Raw genomic sequence first — 21,415 nt, forward strand, 5'->3', positions numbered from 1 at the left:
TACTTATTGCTGATTTTTATGTAACTTTAAAATGAAGATTAAGTATAAATATTAGTAAATCTTCTGCTTTTTGATTTTTGACAATAGTATTATGAAATTATTTAGGAGGTTGTTTTTATGGTAATGATTAGAATGAGTCCTGAAGAAATTAGAACAAAATCTCAAGTTTATGGAAATGGTTCAGAACAGATTCACCAAATCTTATCTGAGTTGACACGTGCGCAAGGTGAAATTGCATCTAACTGGGAAGGGCAAGCTTTCAATCGTTTTGAAGAGCAATTCCAACAACTTACGCCTAAAGTAGAGAAATTTGCGCAATTACTTGAAGAAATTAAACAACAATTGAATAGTACGGCTGATGCAGTTCAAGAGCAAGATCAACAATTATCTAATAACTTTGGTCTACATTAACATGCAGTACATGGTTGATAGGTGTGAATTTTAGTACAACAAGTTTTGTTAAAAGTCATCGCACATTTATATCTATCAACAGTTTTTAAGTGAGACATAGATCAAATCCAATATTTGAAATTTGTCTCACTTTTTATTTTTTATCATAGGGGAAACGAGAGGAAACAACGAGAATGAAGAAGAAAAAATGGATTATCAGTGCGTTAACGCTTTTTATATTAGTGTCTTTCATTTTTGCGCTATTCACCTTGACGCAAAATAAGGAAACACAACAAAACATCGATAATGCGAGCAAGAAAAGTGAAAATAAAAGTGTCAAAATTGCAGTAGTCAATGAGGACCAACCGACGCTATATAACGGGAGTAAAGTGGAACTTGGAAAACCTTTTGTCAAGATGCTTTCTCATGAAGGGAAACACGATTTTGAGACGGTATCACGTCAAGTCGCAGAGAATGGATTGAAAAATGGACAATATCAAGTCATGGTCGTGATTCCTCAAAACTTCTCGAAGCTCGCGATGCAACTTGATGAGAAATCGCCATCTCAAATGACATTACAATATAAAACCGCTGTAGGACAAAAAGAAAATGTCGCACGAGAAACTGAAAAAGTCGTTAGTGATATTTTAAGCCGATTTAACGAACGTCTGACTCAGATATATTTCTCAAGTATTATAGACAATTTACATCATGCACAAAAAAATGTGGATGAAATGATGACGCGACAAGGTCAAGTGGATCAGCGTTTTGCTAATTATTTAGTAAACCCTTTAAACGATTTCCCAAAATTTCTTACCGATTTAATCGTACATTCTATTTCAGCAAATAATGATATTACCACCTGGATTCAAGAATACAATCACTCATTACTCAATGCAGATGAGAAAGCTTTCCAATTACCTCCAAATGAGAAGGTCTCACAATTAGTGAATGATCAACAAGAAACGTTTGGAAAATACGTATCGCTTTTTGAAAAAACGATTGATGATTATCAAACACAAAAAGACAATGTTCATTTAACAAACTATATTCAACAATTGCAATCAGCAGATGAGCACTTAAAACAATATCAAACCGCAAGTGATATAACGAGAGATACATACGAAGTGGCGTTCAAATCACATTTAGAAGAGATGAAAAAAGACGTTGAATCTGAGGAATCACCGTTTACAGAAGCCATGATTGAAGAATATCGACAAAAGCTCACTGAATCGATGAAACAACAGTTATCAGAAAACCCAGAATTGAAAGATGCGCTTTCACAAATGCAGGATCAGAACAAGCAGTTGCGGAATCAAATCGTTGAGAATATGGTAGCGACCATTCAAAAAGATTCGACGCAACAAAACGATCGGTACATTGCCGACTTGACGCGTGAAGATTTAACGAAAATAGGTCTCAGCGATGGCAAAGTGAAAGAATACCAAAAAATATTAACAGAATTAAACGACTTTAAGCGCAGTTATAATGATGCACATCCTGACAGCCCCATCGCACAAGCGCCGTATCATGGAGAATTAACTGCGGATGATACTTCTTCATTAACGTCGAAAGGTGTGCAATTTGAACGTAAAGAAACGATTCAAAGTAAAGATATCAATCAGCTTTCAGTCGCGGTAGATAAAAACTTTGATTTTGATGGTGAAATTAAAGTCAACAACAAAACATATGAGATTAAAAATCAAGAGATCCCACTTGATACCGATAAAAAGTCATTTGAAGTCGAAGTGAGGGGAACGGCTAAATTAAAAACAGATGAAAGTGCTAAAGCATCATTTCTTGAAAATAAATCATTACACTTGCAACTTGTTTTTGGGTCAGCCAAACAATCAGGCGCGAATTCGAATAATACTGACAATAAAGATGATGTCAGTATTGTAGATGTTTCAATTTATCACCATTTGGAAGGTCGATTAATCCATGCGGATGTAAATGAACAATTGCGGGCTTTAGATCAATTTGACAGTCAATATCGTATTTATCAAAGTCAACATCTAACACCAAAAGCACCAGAAATCAATAATGATGCGATTGTTAAAATGCTTGTTGATGAAGTAGTGAATGACATGACCACATTTAAAGCGGATAAATCCACATTATTGAAACGGATTGATGAATTAGAACAATCTTCAAAAGCATTGATTGATGATATGGTGAACGGTCAAACGTCACTAATAGATAATCAAAACATGTTGAGTGAACTCATTCAAGAACTAGAGGAGACACACCAAAAAATTCAGGAAAACCCTGAAAAACCCAAAGTGGATAGCGAAAAAGAAGAATCGTTTGTCACACTCTCAACAAAGATGGATTCAGATATTCAAAATTTATCCGAAAAAAGTATACAGCTTTTAAGTGACAGTCAAAAGTCAAAAGAGACTGCGAACACAGTGAGTGATGAACTTAACCAACTTGATAAAAATGTCAATCAATTGCATGCGAGTGGCCGAACATTAGGTGAACGTGCCAATGCAATTCATCGAGATATGACGAATAATGCAAAGCAAAACAGTTTATTTGCAGACCATTTCGCAGAGGTTTTGAAACGCTCTAAAGACGGAGATAAGCAAAACGAAGCTTTAAAAGCATTTATGAGTCACCCTATTCAAAAGAAAAACCTTGAAAATGTATTAGCAAATAGTGATGAGAAAAATATCATTTCGCCAAGTATTTTCGTGTTATTAATGTATGTGCTCTCAATGATGACTGCATATGTGATATACAGCTATGAACGTGCAAAAGGTCAAATACATTTCATTAAAAATGATTTTGGTCAGCATAATAAAATGTGGAATCACGTCATTACAACCGGGATTATTTCTAGTGTGGCAATCATAGAAGGCCTAATCGTCGGTCTCATTGCAATGAAGCAATTTGATGTTTTAGACGGTTATCGTTTGAAGTTTGTATTGATGGTGCTCTTAACGATGTGTGCATTGATATTAGTGAATACGTATTTATTGAGACAACTTCGTACAATCGGCTTGATGGTGATGTTTGCTGTCTTAGCAATTTACTTTGTTGCAATGAATCAATTAGGGACAAATCCAACACAAACGACATTAGGTAAAATTTCACCATTATCGTATATCGATGCCGCGTTCTTTAATTTCTTGAACAGCGAACAATCGGCAGTATTTGTTATCGGCCTGCTTTTTGTTATTGTAATTATCGGCTTTTTACTCAATTTAGTCGTTAGACCGTTAACGAAAGTGAGACTGTTCTAATGTTAGTGGAAAGTTTATTGGGACTGACTTTAATCGGTACGTCTGTAAACAACGGCGGTTTAGAAATACAAGTCGATCAGGAAACGGAAGAGAACGTAAATCAAGATTTAAATCAATACGATACACCACTGTTCAATCAAGAGAGTGAAACCCTCAATACAGAAATCAAAAATAAGAAAGATGCGCGTGAAAAACAGATAAAACAAGCGATGTTCAACGACAACGAGCGACCCTCTTCCCAAGTTGTGGATACAAAACGCGCATTATTCGAGTCAAAAGAGGACAAGGCAACAACCAAGGCCCCATACATTCAACAAGATCAAGAGAAAAATATTTTACCCTACTTTTTGATGAGTATAGGGGCGCTGCTTACAATAGGATTTGCCGTATTAACGATATCAAAATGGAGAAAGCGTGAGAAACATGATGCAACATAAACGCGTGACCGTTGATTTTTCAAACTTTAACAAAGGGACATACGATCTAGCTTTACCTGTGTTGATGCCAATGAAAACGTTAATCCCTTTAATTATGGAAAGTTTGGATATCGAACTCACGAGACCCCCAGAATATGTCAAAGTGACCACAAAACATCACTTGCTTGTTGAAAATGACAGGCTGATTGATTTTCAAATTGCTGATGGTGATATTTTAAAAATGATTTAGGAGGCGACACCAGTGTTTGAAAAGAATTTTGAAGCATTAAAGGATTTAGAGACTGATTTAATATCTGAACAGGACACGCGTGCGTATTTAAGAGACATTCCTAAATCCGCCGTTAAGCCTGAACATTATCATTTGATTTATTTATTAGAACAACGCGTGATGTATTTTTTAGATGGAGAAGTCACAGAGCTTCATGACCGTTTCCAGGTCAATTATCATCTTCACGAAAATGTGGTGACGTACGATAAGATCAAACAATTATCGACGAACGAAAAATTACGTTATTTATTAAATATTGCCAAGTTAGATGAATTGCAAAACACGCGTTATACGTACCAATTAGAGCCGAGTGAATTGCATTTTACGAAAAATGGGTTACCGCTATTAAAGACACGAGGCATACGTCATGTCATAGAACCTTTACCGTACACAGAAGAGGCGTTTTTAACCCGTTATAAAGCATTAATTATAGCGGCATTCAATGACAAAGTGCAGTTTGAAACTTTAGTTGAAGGGCATCTTGCACTTTATAAAGGCACACCCTTCGATCAACAAATTGTTCAAGCGAAGACATTGCAAAATTTAAAAGAAATACTGCAACATCACTATAATCAACAAGAAGAAAAATACAAACAGCATTATACGTATGTTCAAAAGAAACGCCACGCATTATATAAATGGGGAAGCGTAGTCGCTACGACATTAAGTCTCGTACTACTCGCATTTCTGGCATACATGTATTTATCAGTGATGAAGTACGATGCACAAGTACAAGCAGGTTACCAGTCATTTATTAAAGAAGATTACACCCAGGTGCTAAATGATTATGAGGATTTAGATGCCAAAAAATTAGATCAAGTCGCTTTATATGCATACGCTAAAAGCTACGTCGAAACGAATAAACAAGGGCTTGAAAAGGATAATAAAAATAATGTACTCAATCATATTACACCGACGGCCAACAAAGATTATTTATTATATTGGGTTGTTTTGGGTCAAGGGGATATCGATGAGGCGTTGAATATCAGCACATATCTTGAAGATAATGATTTAACGAAGTTGGCATTAATCAATAAGTTAAACGATATTAAAAATAATCCAAAACTTTCTTCTGAAAAAAGAAGTGAAGAGACAAAGAAATACAATGATAGACTGCAAGATATTTTAGACAAAGAAAAAGAAGTGAAGAACGAGAAAGAGAAAGAAAAAGAAGCATCCGCTCAAAAAAATAACGAACGCCTAAAACAACAAGAAGAAAATGAGAAAAAACAAAAAGAACAAGCCCAAAAAGATCGTGAAAAGCGTCAAGAAGCGGAAAGAAAAAATTAATCGATAAGAACTGAGGAACTTCTATGAATAAGTTGATCATGCAATTTGATAATCAATTGAAATGTCTCAATTTACAATCACGGAAAACATACACCATTAGTGGGGAGCGCGATGCGAACGTCGTATTTAAAGGGCTTCAATCAGACATGACGTTAGCACAAGCAGATTCGGGGACTTGGTATGCCAATGATTACCCGTTACAATCTAAAGTTTCGATGAACGGGTTAGACATGACTTTGTTCACGGACCAGGACGTCCATGCATTTTATTATAAGTCGGCGCCTGTCATGACAGTGGGTCCTAATCCATATGATGACGTGTACATGTCTCAAATGCGTAATACGCTCATCATTAAGGGATTAGAAGATTATAAAACGACGTACACATTACAGCTCATCTATGACGCGGATAGCGCAGTGTTTATCAACTATGAGAAAAAAACAAGAGGGACCTATCATCTGAGCATAGGCGATCATCTTTATTTAGAAGGTATGATGATTGAATTGCGGAAAGAAGGCTTTTATCTTATTACGCAACATAAAGTTGAAAGCCAACTCATTCGTATGCGTGTGACATATCCAAAGGCTTCAGATGCACAATATCATGATTATCAACGCTCACCAAGAATTATTCATCGTGAACCTAAAGATTCTATCAAAATTGAAAAACCGCCGCAGCCTATACAAAAAAACAATTCAGCCATATGGCGTTCAATCATTCCGCCTTTAGTCATGATTGCTTTAACCGTGGTCATCTTTTTGGTTCGACCTATTGGAATCTATGTCATTATGATGATGGGTATGTGTTTAGTCACTATTACTTTTGGAGTGACCTCCTATTTTTCTGAACGTAAGCGTTATAAAAAAGAAGTGAAAGACCGTGAACATGCTTATCTTAAATATCTAAGAGAAAAAACAACACAAATTCATAAAGCGATGAATCAGCAACGTTTCAGTTTGAACTTTCACTATCCGACGTTACATGAAATTCAAGAAATTGTAGAAACACGCGCACCAAGAATTTATGAAAAAACAGTACATCATCATGACTTTTTACACTATCAATTAGGTGTAGCAGATATTGAAAAATCTTTCAAAATCGACTACTACGAAGAAGAATTTAATCAACGGCGCGACTTTTTATTTGATGAAGCTAAAAAATTAAACGACTTTTATCAAAAACTAGAGCAAGCGCCACTCATCAACGACTTAACGCATGGACCAGTCGCTTATGTAGGAGAACGCAGTCATATTATTGGTCAACTTGAACAAACGTTGTTACAACTTGCTACGTTTCATAGTTACCATGAGGTTGAATTTTTAGTTGTCATGCATGAACATGAGCATCGAGCATTTAGTTGGACGCGATGGTTACCTCATATGAACTTAAAACAGCAAAATATTCGGAGTTTCGTGTATAACCAAAGAACCCGAGATCAGATTTTGACTTCTCTATATACCATGATAAAAGAGCGCATGCAATATGCGAGAGAGCAGCAAAGCGAACAAGTGTTGTTCACCCCTCACTTAGTCTTTGTCATTACGGATATGTCTCGAATTTTGGATCACGTTATTTTGGAGTATATCAATCAAGACTTAACACCATATGGAATTTCGCTTATTTTTGTTGAAGATGTAGTGGAAAGCCTTCCAGAACATGTGAAAACAATTATAGATATTAAAACAGAAAATGAAGGCGAATTAATCATGAAAGCGGGCGAGCTTGTCCAAATCAAATTCACCCCGGTGGCATCAAATGGTATAGATAAGGGCAATGTGGCACGTCGATTAGCAAATTTAAATCATGTCGAACAAATGAAGAATACCATTCCGGAAAGTATTACATTTTTAGAAATGTATCAAGTCGCGTCAGTGGAGGCACTGAACGTTCAGAAACGTTGGCGCGAGAATGAAACATATAAAACAATGGCGGTACCCCTCGGTGTAAGAGGTAAAGACGATATTTTGTTTTTGAATTTACATGAGAAAGCACATGGGCCACATGGTTTAATTGCCGGGACAACAGGTTCAGGGAAATCTGAAATTATCCAATCCTATATTCTGTCTTTAGCTGTGAACTTTCACCCACATGAAGTGGCTTTCTTGCTCATCGACTATAAAGGTGGGGGTATGGCCAATTTATTTAAAGATTTAGCGCATCTTGTGGGAACGATAACGAACCTTGATGGCGATGAGGCGATGCGTGCATTGACCTCTATTAAAGCAGAACTACGTCGGCGTCAACGTTTGTTTGGCACGTATGATGTTAATCACATCAATCATTATCACAAGCGATTTAAAGAAGGAATTGCAAAAGATCCGATGCCACATTTATTCATTATCTCGGATGAATTTGCTGAATTGAAATCAGAGCAACCTGAATTTATGAAAGAACTTGTGTCTACAGCGCGTATTGGACGTTCACTCGGAATACATCTCATCCTTGCAACACAAAAGCCATCTGGTGTTGTCGATGATCAGATTTGGTCGAATGCCAAATTTAAATTAGCACTCAAAGTTCAGGATAAGCAGGATAGTAATGAAATTTTAAAAACACCTGATGCTGCTGACATTACATTGCCAGGTCGTGCGTATTTACAGGTGGGGAACAATGAGATTTACGAACTCTTCCAGTCGGCATATAGTGGCGGCACATATGATCAGACAGGAACGTTTACCGAAAGTGAAGATCAAACCATTTATTTAATTAATGATTATGGTCAATTAGAAGCGATTAATAAAGATTTGAGTGAAATCGAAAACGTTGAAACAGAAACGAACGAGACGGAGCTTGAAGCGGTCATTCGTCATATCCAAGAAGTCACACAGTCATTAAAAGTACCGCGAGTGAAGCGCCCATGGTTGCCTCCGTTACCGGAAACCGTTTACCAGAGCAGTTTGACCAAAACAGCGTTTCAACAATTGTGGTCGGATACGATTAAACCTGTATCGCTGACGTTAGGATTAAAAGATGTCCCCGAAGCGCAGTATCAAGGACCACTTGAACTTAAGCTGAATGCGTCCGGACATGTCGCCGTCATCGGTAGCCCCGGCTACGGTCGATCCACGTTTTTACACAATGTCATTTTTGATATCGCACGTCATTACCGACCGGACCAAGCACATATGTATTTGTTTGATTTTGGTACAAATGGCTTAATGCCTGTCGTAGATGTCCCACATGTGGCAGATTATTTTACTGTAGATCAAGAGGATAAAATCAAAAAAGTACTCAAACGAATTCACGAAACGATGAACGATCGCAAAAAATTACTCAGTCAATATCGAGTTGTAAATATTGAACAATATCATCAATTCACCGGTGGAACAGTTCCAAATGTATTCATCATGATTGATAACTATGACACGATTAAAGAAACACCATATCAAGAAGCATTTGAAGCAATGATGACAAAATTGACACGCGAAGGGCTCGCACTAGGCATGTATTTAATTTTAACGGGATCCAATACAAGTAGTATTCGAACGCCTATTTATACGAATATTAAAACGAAAATTGCCCTATATCTTTTTGAACATAGTGAGATTACAAATGTGATTGGCGCTTATAAAAAAGGAGTCAAAGATATTAAAGGACGTGCGGTCATCAACGACGATCAATACACACAATTTCAAATTGCGATACCGTTTCAACCCGTTGAAAACTTGACTTATAATGATCAAATTCAGAATGAGATTGCAATGATGAAAGAAAACTTTGTAGGGGATATGCCAGAACGTATTCCGATGATGCCTGAGAAAGTATTAAGAAGCGAATTGGAAAAAACATATCATTTGGAAGACATCGTGATGAATAACCATCAAATCCCGTTAGGTTTAGATTTTGAAAATGTGAAGTTAGTTAGTCTTGACTTAAACACGCCAAGTATTGTAACGGCTGTTAAACCAGTCGATCAAGAGTATTTAAATCAATTGATTATTGATTACTTGGATATTTATAAAAATCAAGAAACAGTTATTTTAGTAGATGCAGATGAAAATATGGAAAAGGTTTCAAATAAAGTAACTTCATATTATGCAAGTGGATCAGAACTCGCTATGATTCGCAAAGGATTTATTCAAGAAATAGATGCTCGTAAATCTGGAAAGCGTTCAAGTAAGGATAGAAAAGTAGTATTTATCAATAATATTAAGCGTTTTATACAAACTACAGGGATAACAGAAGATGAGGTGCGCCGTTTGTTTAATGAAGCGCCTAACTATAACGTGATTGTTATCGCAAGTGGTTTATATTCTGACACAATAGGCGCCTTCGATAAACAAAGTAAAATGATGACACGCATTGTAAATCAAGCGGTCATTAGTCACAAGATTTCGGAACAAGAGTTTTTACCAGTTAAAAATCGATATGGAGAACCCGAACTTAAGGCGAAAGAATGTTATGTAGTGAAAAATCAAGAATATCAAAAATTGATGCTAATGGAGTGATGCACATGGTCATAAAATTAGGTGAAACAGATGTGACTGCATTAATCGATAAAATGAAAACAAGTGCTAATCAATTATCGATTTCAGGTAGTGAAGTGAATTTAACTGAAACAAATATGATTACGTTCAAGGAATATGAAGAGATGTTTGAAGTGTATAAAGCAGCATTAGACAACTATAAGCATATCGTTATACAAGATTCAGAGGCGATGTTAGGAACAGTTGAGGCAATTGTGAAGCATGACAGAGACATAGCTAACCAAATTAATAAAGAATAGAGGTGAAGCAATGGGAAAAGCCGAAATCCGTTCTCAAATAGCACATAATAAAAACTTAATAGGTACTTTGGAACACGACCTTGCAAAATTACAACGTGAATTAGAAATATTGAAGACAGCATTGAACAAAGTGAAGGAACATCATCAAAACTTTCGAGATACCATGAGTCATTATAAAAGTGTCACTATATCTGATAATGATTGGAAGGGACAAACGAGAGATAAGAGCAATATGTATGTTGACAATATAACCGAAGCAGCTAATGAAGCAAATCAAAAATTTGAAACAGCAATCGAAAGACTTCAAGAAGATATTAGAAAAAAAGAAAATGAAATACAAGGTGTGAATGACCATATCAGTAGTTTACAAAGCGCTATTTCAAGTTTAGAAGCGCGATTATAGTATAGGGGGTGAACAATATGACATTAAAAGTGGATATGAGTGAAGTTTACAATATGAAGAATGCCATTCAAAAAGAACTGCATAAAACGGATGGCGATTTAGATACCCTAAAAGGAAGTTTAACGGCTTTAGTGGAAACGAAGCAATTTGAAGGTGCGACAGCAACAAATGTTAAAAATTACACAAATTCTTTTCACAATAAAACTATTGTAAAATTTAAACAAACGAATGAAAATTTTATTAAAGATGTTACAAAATCAATTAATAAGTTTAGCAGTGAAGTAGATAGTAGTAAATTTGCAATTTTAGATGAAGTTAAAATCAGAGATTATGAAAAAGACATTAAAAGTAAAATTAAAGCGATGAGGGAGTCAATTGAATTTGCAAATTTTCACATTGATGTAGCCGGCTCATTAACAACAGCTCAAAAAATAGGTTATAAGCAATTGGAAACACAGGCAGATGCATTTAGAAGCCATGTAAAAACGACACTTGAGCATTTAACAGATTTTGATGCTATGAATTCAATTGATGGGGATTTGACGAATAATACCATCACTGAACTGAAAAGTCTCACCTCATATGTTAGACGGGATTTGCCAACGCAACGTTCAACAATTAAAGGTACTTCTCAGAAGATTGAACGGGCTATAAAGATTCATAAAACTAAGGAAGAAATTGTTAGATGGCAAGAATTTCTTGAGAAAAAAAGTGATTATACGAACAGTCTTCCGCCCCACCTCAGAAAAGGTTTGAAAGCGTTTAAACAAGCAGGGCGAGAAATGTTAGCATTAAAAGCTATAGGAAATGGAGATGCTCTTGCTGGTTATAATGAGTTTATGAAAGTAAGGAATATCGATAAGATAATAGATAATATGCCGAAAAAGCAATTACAAAAAATGGCACTGTTTATGCATACGGATATAGATAATATCAAACTTAAAAACTTATTAAAAGGTTCTGGGGAGTTCGTTAAAAATAATCCATTTAGAAAAGGGAACCTAGTAAATTGGATGACGAATGTTCAAGAATATAATAGTAAAAGTTCTGAACTTTTAAAGAATGAATTGAAGGATAAAAACTTTCAATATAAGTTTGGAGATTCTAAGAAATTTTTTGATACAGCAGAAATGAAAAAAGCAGCATCAACGGAATTTAAAAATACATTTTCATCAAAAAACTTTAGAGAATACATTCTTAAAACAGAAAATTTTAAGTCGAAAACTGCTGCAGCTAAAAATATAAAGACGTATGTTGATGAAGGCTTAAAAACATTAAAAGGGGACTTTGCGTCGAAAAATGTACTAGGAAAATTAAGGTATTCTATGAAAGTAGGCGGTAAAGTACTGAAGCCGTTAGCTATCGCAGCGACCATTGCGGATAATATGGATGAAAAAAAGTCAACTCAAGAAAAAATAGTAGGAATGGGCGTTGATTTAGGTGCCATAGGTGCAAGTGCTGCTGCAGGTGCAGCGATTGGTACAGCTATACCAGTGCCAGTACTAGGTACATTAGTAGGGGCAGCAGGAGGGATTCTTGTAGGTGCACTTTTAGAAATGAAATTACCAGGTGCAAATAAGTCTGTAATAGATTTAACTAAAGAAGGAATTAATAAAGGAATTGACAAAGGTGTAGAGGTGTTTAAGAGAAACTTAAGCGTAGCAGAAAAAGGTTTTAAATTAATTTTTAGATAGAGGTGCTTTTTATGTTAGAAACCTATATAACAAACCTAAAGAGATCACATATGAAACCGTTTATAATACTTTTAATGATTTTAATTATCTTATTTAATGGATTGGCACTTGCATTTACAAAAGCATGGAGCGAAGTTCCAGTTACTATATATGTAGTCCTTGTAGCTTGGTTCATATCATGTTTAGTAATAATGAAGCAAGATAGTGTTAAAAATATAAAAGTCGATGAGTTAGTAACATTGAGATATTTAATCGTTAATTTAGTTGTGGCTTATATGCAACCTGTCGCATTTTCAACCGGTTACGTAATTGGAAACGCTTATACTTTTTGGAACACATTGGATGATTGGCTTATAATCCAAGTGCCAATCGTGATTTCTTGTGTAAGCACAGTATTATTCTCTCTTAATGAATTTCATCTCGCGGTTAAAAGAGCAAAAACCAGACTGAATATAATAGCGGTATTATTGAAATTGATAAGTTTTATTTTAATAATATATTTCACTTTCAAAGTGCCAAGTGTTGGAGAAGAATATACATACATTTGGACACTTGTGGTGCTTATTATCCCAATTGATGGATATGTATTAAGATCATTTTTTTATTATGGCCTTTATATTAGAACGCATAGAGGTGAGTTTGATAGTTCAAATATAGAACAAAGTGATGAGGAATAGAGCGTTATCAGTTTTTAGAGAAACTATATAAGTGCTTATTAAACTTAACAATAGGGGATTGAGCATATTAAGAGAGCAAGGTTATGAGTATCAAGTTCATTTCGTTGTCTTTTTAATTCATTCGATTTATTGATTTAATTATTATGATTTATAATTCGCTTTTAACATGTCGATAATGATTTTTTAGTTGTTCTCCGTATATGTTTGAGGATGAAATTGAGAAAAGGGTGGAAGTTAATGGATGTAGGAATGTTGATTATGCCCCATTGTGCTAAAGTGACTTTTGAGATTGATAAAGAAGGTGACTGGTTAGAAGGATTAGACATTGTGAATGAATTCTTTTTAGACAAGGATGTCTATCCAACTGGACCAATCATCTTCAAAAGAGAAGCAGTTGGATTAGGTGAAATTGAATATACAGTCTATATCGCGCTGAACCAACCGATACAAGATATACCTGAGTTTAACATTGAATATGTTGATTTACTTGAGGTGGCGCCTACAATCACCGAGCGATGTTTTGAAGAAGAAGAATTTGATTTAGTTTATAAAAAAATTGAATTTATTGCTAATGAAAACGGATTCCATTTAGAAAAGCGACCATATTATCATGTCATGATTGATTATCCAGGGGGCAAGGCATTTGAAATTCATGCTGAAATTGCGTCAATAGAGGAATCAGACAATGAATAAAACAAGTTATAGTTCAATTATGTTAAAGAATGTTGCTTATAAAACTTATTTGAATGTAGCAATTGATGATTTAGAAATGTTATTTCAAGATTTTTTAAAAAGATGTATAGATAGGAAGGTTGAGTTAGCAGGAGACCTAACATATGCAATTACACGTGTTAACAATCAAAATCGAATGGACATTTATTTATTAATACCGGTTTCAAAAGGCTTTAAGCCCGATGCAGCATTAGGGTTTCGTAGTTTCTTTATGTTAAATCAACTTTTACAAGGAAGGATTACGTCGGAGAATTTTATTGAAGATGAAATCAAGTTATTGGAAGAAATGAATGTTTTTGCGAAAGAAAACAATCTTACATTTATTTCTCCATACTATCATACATTAAAAACAAATTTTAAAGGCACTTATGCTTGGATTGATGTACAAGCAAAAGTATACGAAGATAAATCGTTATTTTGATGCGCTGTCATATGATAACATCATTATTTTAATTAACACCATTGTGACAATAATCACAATAGTAAAGGAGAAATGAATAATGGAAGAAAAAGGAAAAGCTTTAAAAGTATGGGCATGGGTATTTATTGTACTTACAGTAGCAGTACCACTCTTTGGGATCGGAAGTATTATTTGTGGCAACAAATACAAAAAATACCATCCTGAAAAAGGGGCAAAACTAGTTAAAATTGCTACGATTGTATTAATTATTTCAGTGGTTATGTACTTTTTAAGATACACAGGGTTAATTTAGTTTTTTGATTACGCATAACGATGGGTTATGCGTAATTTTTAAAAAATAATGAGGAGGAAAATATATGATTTACGTTGTACTGATAGGATTGTTCGTGATTTACTTTGCTGCAATTTATACAAGTTCTCTTAAAGTAGATGGCGTGCTTTTATTAAGTTTACTGGTTGATTTAGTAATAATCATTGGTCTTGTGGTTATTTATTTTATTGGGGGACATCTTGAATCCAATGATTTACATAATTATTTAATATTTACTCATTTTGGTTCTTATGTTTTCATGTATTTTACTATAAAAACATTTTGGATAAAACCTCAATTATTAAAATATATGGTTGAAAGAGACCATAACCCTGACAAAGAGCAATTAGAAGTTCAAGAATTAGACTTACGTACGTCAAGAATTCGCTCGGTTTACTATTTAATGATTACAATAGTATTAATGTTTTTAACGAGCATACATATGCATCCGGAACTTCAAGAAGATTTATTTTCTATGGACCCGATTTTTATATTTATAGGCGTAATTATTACAATTCTCTGGTTGATTTTAGATATTTATCGAAAAATAAAATACGGCATTTTCTTATTCAAAACTATTGTTCCACTTGTAGTCACATTTTTCATTATAGTGAATGTTTTGGTACTGTAAATGCGATTAGCAAGAAGTGAAAATCATTGTTTGAACGTATGACGATTGATAAAATACGGAAACCAGCTGGACAAGTCTTATGTTTATTTGCATTTTTATGATTTTATTTCATGGTGTAAGTTTATATGAATACTGGTTATCTAACACGATCACAATTGTCATTAGTTTTTCCATGGTATCACTTGCAATCATACTTATGTTTGATGAATGTAGAATAATAGCACAATTTACAACTGCTAAATTTAGATCTAAGATGGGATTACTTTTATTATTACCATCATAATTTATCTATATTACAAAATTCATGGAGTATTTGGCAATTCCTAATGTAGCAGATTCTAAATTTTTAGTATTAGAGTCAATGTTCATGATTTTTCCATCACACATTGTAATGATATTAATGGTTAAACGTTATCCGGATTATAAAATAGATGAAAAAATAATGAGAGTTAAGTCTGACTGAAATATTTAATAGGGAGCCGGGACATGATGTTCTAGCCTAAGTGAAAAATCGACTGAGTCACAGTTTGTCTACTCAGTCGATTTTTTACGTATGAGCTCAAAAAATAAAGCACGATATTTGCTTATTTAAGACGACTGTACCACTTTTAGTGAGTTTGTCTGTTGCAATGAATGCCATTATCCGGTGTGTGGTCATTTCTTTTGCGCGTTGCGGACATCAGCTAATGCACGATTGTAAAATCTAACAGCGTTTCACCCTGTGTTTTGATATGTTACAAATAAAAAGGAGGCATGGGGGATTTTGTCGAATTAATGACAAAAAATAAAAAAATTAATGAGTTCTACCTTTTTTGATTGTCATTATCGTATTAATATGACATACTTTTATGTATTAGTATGACATATTAATTGGTATGAGGTGAATCAGTATGACGAAATACGTTTATGCTTTTAGTGAAGGTCAGAAAGATATGAAAGATTTGTTAGGGGGTAAGGGGGCGAATTTATCTGAGATGAAGCGTCTCGGCTTACCTGTACCTGATGGATTTACGCTAACAACAGAGGCATGTATTGAATATTTGAAACGTGGCGGACAATTGTCAGAAGCCGTTCAAACGCAACTGAAATCCCAATTAGACGCTTTTTCAAAGCGAACAGGTAAATCGTTTTCTTCAGACGAGCAGTTATTGCTTGTGTCGGTGCGTAGTGGTGCGAAAATTTCAATGCCGGGTATGATGGATACGATTTTAAATTTAGGATTGAATGATGAGAACGTAGAAAAATTAGCACGTAAAACGAATGACGCGCGTTTTGCGTATGATTGTTATAGACGTCTATTGCAAATGTTTGGTGAAGTCGTATATCACATTCCGATGAAAGCATTTGATACATACTTTAATGCGTATAAGGCCGAGCATCATTATGACAATGATGCAGATATTCCAGCTGAAGGCTTAAAATTACTTTGTGAGCAATTCAAAACGGTATATATGGAGGAAGTGTATAAGCCGTTTCCACAAGAGCCACTTGATCAATTGTTAGAGGCGATTGAAGCGGTGTTTAAGTCTTGGGACAACGACCGTGCGCGTGTGTATCGTGACTTAAATGATATTCCACATAATATTGGGACAGCAGTCAATGTACAAGAAATGGTGTTTGGTAATAGTGGACCACAGAGCGGGACGGGTGTGGCATTTACACGTAATCCGGTCACTGGTGAAGCTGTACTCTTTGGGGAATACTTATTAAATGCACAGGGAGAAGATGTTGTGGCAGGTATTCGTACACCAAAAGATATATCGACATTACAATCACAAATGCCTCATGTTCATGCGGAATTTGTCTCTGTCGCACAACAATTGGAGCAACATTACCGTGATATGCAAGATATCGAGTTCACCATTGAAAATGAAAAATTATATATTTTACAGACGCGTAATGGAAAACGGACAGCAAAAGCAGCGATGCAAATTGCGGTAGATTTGGTGGAAGAAGGCGTTATTTCTAAAGAGGAAGCCATGACTAAAGTTGACGTTAAATCCATCGATACGTTATTGCATCCTACCTTTGAAGCGGAAGCGTTGAAAGCAGCCACGGTCATTTCAAAATCAGGTTTACCTGCGAGTCCAGGTGCGGCAACGGGACGAATTGTTTTTTCAGCAGAAGCGGCCAAACGTCAGGCTGAAGCAGGGGAAAAAGTAATCTTAATGCGTCCTGAAACATCACCTGAGGATATTGAAGGAATGATTGCAAGTGAAGCGATTGTGACGACACATGGGGGTATGACTTCGCACGCAGCAGTTGTAGCTCGAGGAATGGGTAAGTGTTGTGTCACAGGTTGTGCGGATTTAGAGATTAATACAATAGATAAAGTCGTCACGTATCCAGGTGGACAGTTATTTGAAGGTGATGAAGTTTCTGTGGATGGCGGGCAAGGTGACCTCTATGTAGGCATTGTAGAAACGACGCATGCAGAGCACAGTGAGGCCTTTGCGCAATTTATGCGATGGACAGAAGAGGTTGCTCGGTTAAAAGTCAGAATGAATGCCGAAACGACGCCAGATATTGAAGCGGGCTATCAATTCAATGCAACAGGGATTGGTCTAGTACGTACGGAACATATGTTTTTTGGAGCTGAACGATTAGTAGAGATGCGTAGATTCATTTTATCTTCGGATACTGAAACGCGTGAACATGCTTTAAATCGCATTCGTCAGTATCAAACAGAAGACTTTGCGCATATTTTCCGTTTGTCTGGTGCACGTCCAACGATTGTCCGTTTACTTGACCCACCATTGCATGAATTTTTACCGAAATCTGAAGCGGAAATTCGCAGTGTCGCAGAGCAATTAAATCTCTCTGTATCTCAATTGAATAAACGGATTGCCGAGTTACACGAGTCAAATCCAATGTTAGGTCATCGAGGATGTCGTTTAGCAATCACATACCCTGAGTTGTATGTCATGCAAGCAGAAGCGATGATGAATAGTGTGGCACAATTACAACAAGAAGGGCTCAAATGTCAACCGGAAATCATGATTCCGCTTGTCTCTACGGTTGAAGAATTTACAGTTTTAAAAGCAAAAATTCGAGAGGCCATTCAGCAAATCGAAGCATCAACGGGTCAGTCATTGCATTATTTGATAGGGACGATGATTGAAACACCACGCGCATGTATGATTGCAGGTGCGCTCGCTAAAGAATGTGATTTCTTTAGCTTTGGTACGAATGACTTAACACAATTAACATACGGCTTTTCACGCGATGATGCAGGTAAGTTTATTAACGATTATTTAAATCAACATATTTTAGAGGTGGATCCTTTCCAAACACTCGATGTGGCAGGTGTTGGTGCACTGATTCAACATGCAGTAGATCAAGCAAAAGCTACAAATCCACAAATCAAAATAGGCGTTTGTGGTGAATTAGGCGGTGATCCACAATCGATTTATCATTTCAATCAAATGGCGATTGACTATGTGTCATGTTCACCATTCCGTGTCCCAGGTGCGTTGCTCGCAACCGCGCAAAGTGTTGTGGAAAGTGGGCGATAAGATGATGACCGAGCCCCAACTGACGATTTTTGTTGTTTCTGACTCATTGGGTGAAACCGCACAGCGTATGGTGCATGCGGTGACGAGTCAATTTCCAAAGTTAACACAAATTGAAGTGAAGAAGTTTTCGTTGATAGAAGATGTAGAGGCTTTTCGTAATATTTTAAAATTAGCAGAAGCCCGTCAAGCGATTGTTGTCACAACGTTAGTCAATGAAACATATAACGAATTAGGGCGTGCGTACGCGGCAGAACACCAAATACCTTATATTGACTATATGTCACCTTTGATGCACCATATACAAGAAAAAACAGGTCATCTCCCTGTGAAGGAAAAAGGGAAAATTCGACAACTCGATGATGATTATTTTAAACGTATCGATGCGATTGAATATGCGGTAAAATACGATGATGGCAAACACTTTACAGACATCGGTGAAGCGGATGCATTGATTGTTGGCGTGTCGAGAACTTCAAAAACCCCACTGAGTATGTATTTAGCAAATAAAGGGTATAAAGTGGCTAATATCCCTTTAGTACCTGAAGTTGCGATTCCATACGATGTAGTCAAAGGCAAAAAATTGAAAGTATTTGGTCTGACTGCGAGTCCCGAATATATTATGAGTATTCGAACAGAACGGGTAAAGGTACTCGGGTTAAAAGGGGGACAAGCGTATTATAACGATTTGCAACGCATTAAAGCAGAGTTGGCTTATGCAGAACAAGTGTTTAAACAACTCAATGCGACAGTGATTAATACGGAATATCGCTCTATTGAAGAATCAGCATTTTATATTGAAAAGTTTTTGCAAGAATAATGTGACGTTTATACTGAAGTCATTTTGTGAAATAACAAGACCCCCACCAAAGTTTAATGCGAACGCGACTTTGATGGGGGTATCATTATCTTCTGGCCTGTTTTGTCGGAACAACGAAATAGACAATTAAAAAGACCATGATGGCAATAAAAGTGACTGTGGCGATTAGGATAGGACGGATATTAAAAAGTACACAGGACAACACAAAAATAGTGCTGATTATAATGAGGATTAAGTAAATACGTGCTTTTACTTTTGGCGTCATAAGTCATCACTCCTTTTACAATTTAATCATATCAAAATACATTGTCGTTGCAATACTAAGTTTAAGATGAAAATAGGATAAAAAAAGAATGTTTTATTGTCGGTAAACAGTGAATGTGTTATATTTTCAAAGTAACTTAAACGATTCAACGTATTAAAGTAGAAAGGATGAAAGCTCTTGTCGCAACGGTCACAGTGGAAATCATCAACCGGCTTTATTTTAGCGAGCGCCGGTTCGGCCATTGGTTTAGGTGCATTGTGGAAATTTCCATACATGGCAGGAATGTATGGAGGTGGCGCATTTTTACTGATGTTTTTAGCCTTTACAATTTTGATAGGGCTGCCGTTACTCGTTATGGAGTTCGCAGTAGGTCAATTGGGGCGAACTTATACGACGGAAATATTTGGCAAGTTGACAGGTCGTCCGGCATTAAACGGCATTGCTTGGATTGGAAACTTTGCGGTTTTTGTACTATTTAGTTTTTACAGTGTTATCGGAGGGTGGATTATCGTCTATATTGGGTTCGTTTTCGCCCAGTTGTTTCATATCATACCGGCGAAATTGAGCGATTTAAAGTTTGAAGATATGATTGGTCAACCCCTCTACGTTATCGGTGGACAAGCGATTTTTATCGGTCTAACGTGTGCGATTGTGATGCGTGGTGTACAGCAAGGTTTGGAAAAAGCATCGAAATTTATGATGCCGTTATTATTAGTGTTTTTAATCATTATTGTGGTTAAGACGTTGTCATTAGATGGTGCAATGGCGGGTGTGCGGTTTTTATTTCAACCGCGTATCTCTGAAATGAATATGGAGTCCATGCTCTTTGCGTTAGGTCAATCCTTTTTTGCGCTATCACTCGGAACGACGGGTATGATGACGTATGCGAGCTATGCTTCAAAAGAAATGCCAATTAAAACCTCAGCGTTAAGCATTCTAATCATGAACATTGCGATTTCTATTTTGGCGGGGTTAGCGATTTTCCCTGCATTAGAGACATTTGGCTATCAAGCAGAAGAAGGTCCAGGTTTGCTCTTTATTATCTTGCCGCTTGTCTTTGAAAAAATGCAGTGGGGGACGCTATTTTATGCGATTTTCTTAGTGCTCTTCTTATTTGCAGCACTGACGTCTTCTATTTCATTGTTAGAACTTAATGTATCGAATTTAACACGCAATGATAATCGCAAACGACCCACTATCGCATTTATCATCAGTTTAGGGGTCCTCATTGTAGGGATTCCAGCAGCATTGTCATTCGGTCCGTTAAAAGCGATTCAATTTGGTGCGGGCTCTATTTTTGATAATATGGACTTTCTGTTTTCTAATATTTTACTGCCTGTCGGTGCATTGGCCTCAACGCTCGCTGTGGGTCAATTGATGAAAAAGGCATGTTTGAAAGAGGCATACGGTGATGATCGTTTGCATTTATTCAACGTGTGGTACTTTAGCGTGAGGTATGTTTTACCTGTCGTGATTTTGCTCGTTTTCGTACTACAGTTGATTTAATAGAGCGTGTAAGGTGCGCTAAGCGGTCATCATACAAAATATAATGACATGTATCATAGTTTGAGCGAGGGAGCCATGTATGTGG

18 protein-coding genes are annotated in these 21,415 nt (G+C 36.1%); 17 read left to right on the forward strand and 1 reads right to left on the reverse strand.

Translation table 11 applies throughout. The annotated features are described in order from the left end of the window. The first annotated feature begins 117 nt into the window (after positions 1–117). The 16 genes from B5P37_RS06500 (at position 118) to B5P37_RS06575 (ending at position 19,559) form a co-directional block, all read left to right on the forward strand. The gene (locus B5P37_RS06500; RefSeq protein ID WP_085237466.1) at positions 118–411 is read left to right on the forward strand and encodes a WXG100 family type VII secretion target; all 294 of its coding nucleotides are present in this window, start codon (positions 118–120) and stop codon (positions 409–411) included. 173 nt (positions 412–584) lie between these two features. Then, entirely contained in the window at positions 585–3,638 is a 3,054-nt protein-coding gene (gene esaA, locus B5P37_RS06505) for a type VII secretion protein EsaA (protein WP_085237467.1), read from the forward strand. Then, positions 3,638–4,075, forward strand: a complete 438-nt coding sequence (gene essA, locus B5P37_RS06510; RefSeq protein WP_085237468.1) for a type VII secretion protein EssA — start codon at positions 3,638–3,640, stop codon at positions 4,073–4,075. The genes esaA and essA overlap by 1 nt, the downstream gene beginning before the upstream one ends. Beyond that, positions 4,062–4,304 (forward strand): EsaB/YukD family protein, encoded by a 243-nt coding sequence (locus B5P37_RS06515; protein ID WP_085237469.1) that lies wholly within the window; start codon positions 4,062–4,064, stop codon positions 4,302–4,304. Before essA ends, B5P37_RS06515 begins: the two co-directional genes overlap by 14 nt. A gap of 12 nt (positions 4,305–4,316) precedes the next feature. After that, positions 4,317–5,633: a type VII secretion protein EssB gene (gene essB / locus B5P37_RS06520; RefSeq protein ID WP_085237470.1), complete on the forward strand. Its 1,317-nt coding sequence runs from the start codon at positions 4,317–4,319 to the stop codon at positions 5,631–5,633. 23 nt (positions 5,634–5,656) lie between these two features. Beyond that, positions 5,657–10,081, forward strand: a complete 4,425-nt coding sequence (gene essC / locus B5P37_RS06525; RefSeq protein WP_085237471.1) for a type VII secretion protein EssC — start codon at positions 5,657–5,659, stop codon at positions 10,079–10,081. 5 nt (positions 10,082–10,086) lie between these two features. Then, positions 10,087–10,359: a DUF5344 family protein gene (locus tag B5P37_RS06530; protein ID WP_085237472.1), complete on the forward strand. Its 273-nt coding sequence runs from the start codon at positions 10,087–10,089 to the stop codon at positions 10,357–10,359. A 10-nt stretch (positions 10,360–10,369) separates the two neighbouring features. Continuing rightward, positions 10,370–10,762: a YwqH-like family protein gene (locus B5P37_RS06535; protein ID WP_085237473.1), complete on the forward strand. Its 393-nt coding sequence runs from the start codon at positions 10,370–10,372 to the stop codon at positions 10,760–10,762. A 17-nt stretch (positions 10,763–10,779) separates the two neighbouring features. Then, positions 10,780–12,456, forward strand: coding sequence for a T7SS effector LXG polymorphic toxin (locus B5P37_RS06540; RefSeq protein ID WP_085237474.1), 1,677 nt, complete (start codon positions 10,780–10,782; stop codon positions 12,454–12,456). A 74-nt stretch (positions 12,457–12,530) separates the two neighbouring features. Next, a complete protein-coding gene (locus tag B5P37_RS06545; protein ID WP_169710793.1) occupies positions 12,531–13,133 on the forward strand; it encodes a hypothetical protein in 603 nt (200 codons plus the stop codon). 237 nt (positions 13,134–13,370) lie between these two features. Continuing rightward, positions 13,371–13,826 carry a DUF5085 family protein gene (locus tag B5P37_RS06550; RefSeq protein WP_085237476.1) on the forward strand — a complete coding sequence of 152 codons (456 nt, stop codon included), beginning with the start codon at positions 13,371–13,373 and terminating at the stop codon, positions 13,824–13,826. Further along, on the forward strand, positions 13,819–14,286 hold the full coding sequence (locus tag B5P37_RS06555; protein WP_085237477.1) for a DUF5085 family protein: 468 nt from the start codon (positions 13,819–13,821) through the stop codon (positions 14,284–14,286). The genes B5P37_RS06550 and B5P37_RS06555 overlap by 8 nt, the downstream gene beginning before the upstream one ends. A gap of 79 nt (positions 14,287–14,365) precedes the next feature. Next, complete coding sequence (locus B5P37_RS06560) at positions 14,366–14,578, forward strand: hypothetical protein (RefSeq protein ID WP_085237478.1); 213 nt, start codon at positions 14,366–14,368, stop codon at positions 14,576–14,578. 64 nt (positions 14,579–14,642) lie between these two features. Then, positions 14,643–15,227 (forward strand): DUF5080 family protein, encoded by a 585-nt coding sequence (locus B5P37_RS06565; protein ID WP_085237479.1) that lies wholly within the window; start codon positions 14,643–14,645, stop codon positions 15,225–15,227. Positions 15,228–16,117: 890 nt separating this feature from the next. After that, the gene (ppdK, locus tag B5P37_RS06570) at positions 16,118–18,742 is read left to right on the forward strand and encodes a pyruvate, phosphate dikinase (protein ID WP_085237480.1); all 2,625 of its coding nucleotides are present in this window, start codon (positions 16,118–16,120) and stop codon (positions 18,740–18,742) included. A 1-nt stretch (position 18,743) separates the two neighbouring features. Continuing rightward, positions 18,744–19,559: a pyruvate, water dikinase regulatory protein gene (locus B5P37_RS06575; protein ID WP_085237481.1), complete on the forward strand. Its 816-nt coding sequence runs from the start codon at positions 18,744–18,746 to the stop codon at positions 19,557–19,559. Positions 19,560–19,644: 85 nt separating this feature from the next. Here B5P37_RS06575 and B5P37_RS06580 read toward each other — a convergent pair whose 3' ends face one another. Beyond that, positions 19,645–19,824 (reverse strand): hypothetical protein, encoded by a 180-nt coding sequence (locus tag B5P37_RS06580; RefSeq protein ID WP_085237482.1) that lies wholly within the window; start codon positions 19,822–19,824, stop codon positions 19,645–19,647. Positions 19,825–20,001: 177 nt separating this feature from the next. Between B5P37_RS06580 and B5P37_RS06585 the strand changes: the two genes are divergently transcribed. Further along, positions 20,002–21,330, forward strand: coding sequence for a sodium-dependent transporter (locus tag B5P37_RS06585; RefSeq protein ID WP_085237483.1), 1,329 nt, complete (start codon positions 20,002–20,004; stop codon positions 21,328–21,330). Positions 21,331–21,415: the final 85 nt, after the last annotated feature.

The sequence above is a fragment of the Staphylococcus lutrae genome, from assembly GCF_002101335.1.
Classification (GTDB): Bacteria; Bacillota; Bacilli; order Staphylococcales; family Staphylococcaceae; genus Staphylococcus; species Staphylococcus lutrae.

Bases quoted from the DNA above. Each gene is read 5' to 3' on its own strand.
- B5P37_RS06500 (WP_085237466.1), top strand. From the start codon at position 118: ATGGTAATGATTAGAATGAGTCCTGAAGAAATTAGAACAAAATCTCAA.
- esaA (WP_085237467.1), top strand. From the start codon at position 585: ATGAAGAAGAAAAAATGGATTATCAGTGCGTTAACGCTTTTTATATTA.
- essA (WP_085237468.1), top strand. From the start codon at position 3,638: ATGTTAGTGGAAAGTTTATTGGGACTGACTTTAATCGGTACGTCTGTA.
- B5P37_RS06515 (WP_085237469.1), top strand. From the start codon at position 4,062: ATGATGCAACATAAACGCGTGACCGTTGATTTTTCAAACTTTAACAAA.
- essC (WP_085237471.1), top strand. From the start codon at position 5,657: ATGAATAAGTTGATCATGCAATTTGATAATCAATTGAAATGTCTCAAT.
- B5P37_RS06530 (WP_085237472.1), top strand. From the start codon at position 10,087: ATGGTCATAAAATTAGGTGAAACAGATGTGACTGCATTAATCGATAAA.
- B5P37_RS06535 (WP_085237473.1), top strand. From the start codon at position 10,370: ATGGGAAAAGCCGAAATCCGTTCTCAAATAGCACATAATAAAAACTTA.
- B5P37_RS06540 (WP_085237474.1), top strand. From the start codon at position 10,780: ATGACATTAAAAGTGGATATGAGTGAAGTTTACAATATGAAGAATGCC.
- B5P37_RS06545 (WP_169710793.1), top strand. From the start codon at position 12,531: ATGATTTTAATTATCTTATTTAATGGATTGGCACTTGCATTTACAAAA.
- B5P37_RS06550 (WP_085237476.1), top strand. From the start codon at position 13,371: ATGGATGTAGGAATGTTGATTATGCCCCATTGTGCTAAAGTGACTTTT.
- B5P37_RS06555 (WP_085237477.1), top strand. From the start codon at position 13,819: ATGAATAAAACAAGTTATAGTTCAATTATGTTAAAGAATGTTGCTTAT.
- B5P37_RS06560 (WP_085237478.1), top strand. From the start codon at position 14,366: ATGGAAGAAAAAGGAAAAGCTTTAAAAGTATGGGCATGGGTATTTATT.
- B5P37_RS06565 (WP_085237479.1), top strand. From the start codon at position 14,643: ATGATTTACGTTGTACTGATAGGATTGTTCGTGATTTACTTTGCTGCA.
- ppdK (WP_085237480.1), top strand. From the start codon at position 16,118: ATGACGAAATACGTTTATGCTTTTAGTGAAGGTCAGAAAGATATGAAA.
- B5P37_RS06575 (WP_085237481.1), top strand. From the start codon at position 18,744: ATGATGACCGAGCCCCAACTGACGATTTTTGTTGTTTCTGACTCATTG.
- B5P37_RS06580 (WP_085237482.1), bottom strand. From the start codon at position 19,824: ATGACGCCAAAAGTAAAAGCACGTATTTACTTAATCCTCATTATAATC.